The sequence below is a fragment of the Lysobacter antibioticus HS124 genome, assembly GCF_000336385.2.
GTDB lineage: Bacteria > Pseudomonadota > Gammaproteobacteria > Xanthomonadales > Xanthomonadaceae > Lysobacter > Lysobacter firmicutimachus.
On record NZ_HG424574.1, the window covers coordinates 1 to 443 of the forward strand.

At 68.6% G+C, this 443-nt stretch carries 1 protein-coding gene; it reads left to right on the plus strand.

What is annotated here, in order from left to right:
* A partial coding sequence (locus TX83_RS19810) for an RHS repeat domain-containing protein (protein WP_261370208.1) occupies nt 1-443 on the plus strand: 443 nt, incomplete at both ends.

Below are 443 nucleotides of genomic sequence, written 5' to 3' on the forward strand. Positions count from 1 at the left end.
CGCAATGCGCGCCTGCAACCGGTCACGGTCACCGTGCGCGATACCACCACCAACCAGACCCGCACCACCACCTACGCCTACTGCGAAGCCGCCGACGTCGCCGCCGCCAACAGCACCTGCCCAACCCTGGGCCTGCTGAAGTCGGTCGACGGCCCGCGCAGCGACGTCAACGACGTGGTGACTTACCAGTACTACGGCAGCGACGACAGCACCTGCGCCACCCAGCCAACGCTGTGCACCTACCGCAAGGGCGACCTGCGCAAGACGATCGATGCGCTCGGCCGCGCCACCGAGATCCTCGGCTACGACCCGCAGGGCCGGCCGCTGTCGATCCTCGATGCCAACAACGTGGTCACCGACTACGAGTACCACCCGCGCGGCTGGCTGGCCGCGACCAAGCTGCGCGGCGCCGACAACAGCGTCGAGACCGACGACCGCATCAC